At 63.7% G+C, this 3,531-nt stretch carries 3 protein-coding genes and 3 tRNA genes; all 6 read right to left on the bottom strand.

Features of this window, described 5'->3' with window-relative positions; all coding sequences use genetic code 11:
* On the bottom strand, positions 1-551 hold a 551-nt coding region (locus ACT84W_RS06370; protein ID WP_444328600.1), incomplete at its 3' end, for a 1-phosphofructokinase family hexose kinase.
* A 280-nt stretch (positions 552-831) separates the two neighbouring features.
* Positions 832-908, bottom strand: a tRNA-Arg gene (locus tag ACT84W_RS06365).
* A gap of 19 nt (positions 909-927) precedes the next feature.
* On the bottom strand, positions 928-1,521 hold the full coding sequence (locus tag ACT84W_RS06360) for an NUDIX hydrolase (protein WP_444328599.1): 594 nt from the start codon (positions 1,519-1,521) through the stop codon (positions 928-930).
* A 110-nt stretch (positions 1,522-1,631) separates the two neighbouring features.
* Positions 1,632-1,707, bottom strand: a tRNA-Lys gene (locus ACT84W_RS06355).
* An 11-nt stretch (positions 1,708-1,718) separates the two neighbouring features.
* Positions 1,719-1,794 (bottom strand) — tRNA-His (locus ACT84W_RS06350).
* Between the two features lie 185 nt (positions 1,795-1,979).
* Positions 1,980-3,531: SNF2-related protein (locus tag ACT84W_RS06345; RefSeq protein ID WP_444328598.1), on the bottom strand; the 1,552-nt coding region annotated here is incomplete at its 5' end.

The following is a 3,531-nucleotide window of genomic DNA, read 5'->3' as shown; positions in this document are numbered from 1 at the left end:
TGGTTGTTAGGCTTGATGAGGAACGGGTGGGCGGGCAGCGAGTCCATGAGCAGCTGGCCGGGGGCGTCGACGACGAACTGGATGCCGCGTCCGGCGAAGCGCTTCATGATCTGGTCGTAGATGTCGGACGGCAAAGAGCTCGGGATGGAGCCGGTGAGCACGAGCGTGTCGCCCCCCGTGATGACGTCCAGTCGGCCGAGGAGCTCGTCGACCTTCTTCTCGGAGATCTTGGGGCCCATGCCGTTGCACATCGTCATGACGATGCCGTTGAGCTTCACGTTGATGCGGGTGAACCCGGAGTCGAGGCAGACGAAGTTGGACGAGATGCCCTTCTCCTGGAGCCTGTGGAGCAGGTAGTCGCCCGTGAAACCGGCCGCGATGCCCATCGCGATGCTGGGCGTGCCGACCTCCTTGAGCAGGGTGGAAATGTTGATCCCGTTGCCACCGCAGTGCAGCTCCTCGCTCGAGGACCTGTTGGTGTAGCCCATATCGAGGGTCAACGGGTGCATGACGTAGTCGAGCGCGGGGTTCAACGTCATCGTGTAAATCACACGTACTCCTTCCGACAGGATGCGACAGACTCCAGTATGCCGCAAAGCCGGTGCTCTTGTCTCAACAAAAAAGACTCCAGCTAGCCTCATTTTGTTCGCCGCGTACAAAGAGCCGAGCCATCATTCGGCGAGCGGGTGGATTTGAGCGCCTCGGAGCAGGCTATGGTCAGGGGGGCGAGCTCCCTGCTTGCCCGGCGTTCTCCTCGGCACATATATGTACCAAACTCGCCTTTATTAAGAAAAAGGCCACAGCCGATAAAGCTGTAGCCTACCCACACATTGGTGCGCCGTGGGGGATTCGAACCCTCGACCTTCGGATTAGAAGTCCGTTGCTCTATCCAACTGGGCTAACGGCGCGTAGGTGCCATTCTAGCATCTATCGGCCGGAATCGAGAAGCGCTTTGGCCGCGAGCACGCCCGAAGCAGTCTTCCCGTCCTGGATGACTCCTTCGAGGACGGCTTCGACGACATCGCCGAGCGGGAACCAAAGCGCGCTCACGAGCTCCCCCGAATCCGGCCGCGCCTGCCCTTGGCGCAGGTCGCGCGCAAAGAAGACCTCGGTGTGCTCGTCGGTGAACCCCGGCGACCCCAAAACCGTGACCAGCGGCTCCATGCGCCCCGCGCGAAGCCCCGTCTCTTCCGCGAGCTCCCTCGCGGCGCAGACGGCGCCCTTCTCGCCGCGCTCGAGCTTGCCCGCGGGGACCTCGAGCGTCATGCGACCGAGCGCCACGCGGTATTGGCGCACGAGGCAGACGCGGCCGTCCCCATCGAGCGCGACGACGCCTGCCCCGCCGTGGTGCCGGACGATCTCGCGGTAGCCACGGGTACCGTCGGCAAGGCGCACGTCGAGGGTGTGGGCGCCGAAGATCTTCCCCTGCCATCGGCACGCATCGCCCTCCACAGCCTCCGCGAACGCGGAGTCGGGCTCGAGCGCGACGCGGATCGCGGCGATACCGGGTGCTGTTTTCATACTGAGTTTCTCCCCCACTGTACGGACGGGCAACAAAATAGAGGCCGTGAGCCCTTCTTGCCAGATTCTAGCTAAAAGAAAACGGACGCCGAAGCGTCCGTTGAATTCAATGGTGGATCGTCAGGGGTTCGAACCCTGGACCTTGGGATTAAGAGTCCCCTGCTCTACCAGCTGAGCTAACGATCCATATTCTGTTATGGGGTGGGTGAAGGGTCTCGAACCCTCGACCTACGGAGCCACGGTCCGTCGCTCTACCAACTGAGCTACACCCACCATTTGCTTCCCTCGTCAGGCAGCTCGTTTATTATGCAAAGACTCGGGGCCCGATGCAAGAACTTTTTTGCGAGAATCCAAAAAAAGTTCCGTCGGCCCATGATCACGGCGAGAATCGCAGGAAACGCGCGCTCGGGAACGGCTGCGGAATCCCCGAGACCCGAGGGGGCATCGCGCCCCCCGCGTCACACAGAGCCGAGGAGGGCGAGAAGATCGTCGCGGGTGAGGAGCGCCGACTTCACGCCCTCGCCGGAGAGCACGCTGTCGGCGAGGTCTCGCTTGGACTCCTGCATCCTCAGGATGCGTTCCTCGATCGTCCCCTCGCAGATGAGCTTGAAGACGCTGACGTCCCTGCGCTGACCGATGCGGTGGGCACGGTCGGTCGCCTGGTCCTGCGCCGCCGTGTTCCACCAGGGGTCGTAATGGATGACGACGTCCGCAGATGTGAGGTTGAGCCCCACTCCTCCCGCCTTGAGCGAGATGAGGAAGACGTCGGTCTCCCCTGCCTGGAAGCGCTTGACGAGCCGCTCGCGCTCCTCTTTGCTCGTGGCGCCCGTAAGCTGGAAGAAGGTCAGGTGCTCGGCGCGCAGCCGCTGGCCGATCAGCTCGAGCATACTCGTGAACTGCGAGAAGAGCAGCACCTTGTGCCCGCCCGCCACTGCCTGCGAGACGAGTTCCATGCAGGTCTCGAGCTTGGCGGAGCCGCCGTCATAGCCCTCGAAGTAGAGGCGCGGGTCGCAGCAGAGCTGGCGGAGCTTGGTGAGCTCGGCCAGGACCTTGAGCTTCTCTTGCTTGACCTGGCGGTCCCCCATGTGCTGAACCTGGAGCGCGAGGCGATCCTGGCTCGCGAGGTAGAGCTTGCGCTGCTTCGCCTCCATCTGCGCGTAGACGACGCTCTCGGTCTTCTCGGGGAGATCGGCCAGGACCTCGGACTTGAGGCGCCGCAGGACAAAGGGGCCGATCGCGCACCGCAGCAGGTTCGAGGAGTCGTGGTCGGCGTGCTCGACCGGGCCCTCGTAGCGCTTGGCGAATTGCTCGCGGGACCCGAGGTAGCCGGGCATGAGGAAGTCGAAGATGCTCCAGAGTTCCGCCAGCCGGTTCTCGATCGGCGTGCCGGTGAGGGCGAAGCGCACATCGGCGTCGAGGCACTTGACGCACTTTGTTACCTGCGCCTTAGGGTTCTTGATGTACTGCGCCTCATCGAGGACGACGCGAGCGAAGCGGACCTTCGCGTAGGACTCGACGTCTCGGCGCAGAAGGTCGTACGAGGTAACGAGCACGTCTTTGCCCGCCGCTCCTCCGAGAACCGCCGTGCGGGCAGTCTTCGTGCCGACCACGGCCACGGCGTCGAGAGAGGGCGCGAACTTGGCGATCTCGCTCATCCAGTTGTAAACGAGCGAGGCCGGGCAGACAACGAGCGTGGGGCCGGCGGATTGCTCGCCCTCCCCCGCCGATGCGGCTTCTTTGCGCGCAAGAATATGGGCGATGACCTGCAAGGTCTTGCCCAAGCCCATATCGTCGGCGAGGATTCCTCCGAAGCCGAACCGTTCGAGGGTCCCGAGCCAGCGGAAGCCGTCCTCCTGGTAGGCGCGCAGCTCGGCCTTAAGGTCGGCGGGGACCTCGATGTCCGCATCGGAGTAGGTGTCGAAGTCGCGGACGAGACGGCGAAACCCCGAGTCGCGGTTCAGGCGGATGCCGTCCGCGCGGTCGAGAAGGGCATCGATGAGCAGGGCCCGG

Origin of the sequence: Paratractidigestivibacter sp. (genome assembly GCF_052362415.1) — a bacterium.
Classification (GTDB): domain Bacteria; phylum Actinomycetota; class Coriobacteriia; order Coriobacteriales; family Atopobiaceae; genus Paratractidigestivibacter.
The sequence above is the reverse complement of the archived record's forward strand: the minus strand, read 5'-3'. Positions and strand labels throughout refer to the sequence as shown.

Bases quoted from the DNA above. Each gene is read 5' to 3' on its own strand.
- ACT84W_RS06360 (WP_444328599.1), bottom strand. From the start codon at position 1,521: ATGAAAACAGCACCCGGTATCGCCGCGATCCGCGTCGCGCTCGAGCCC.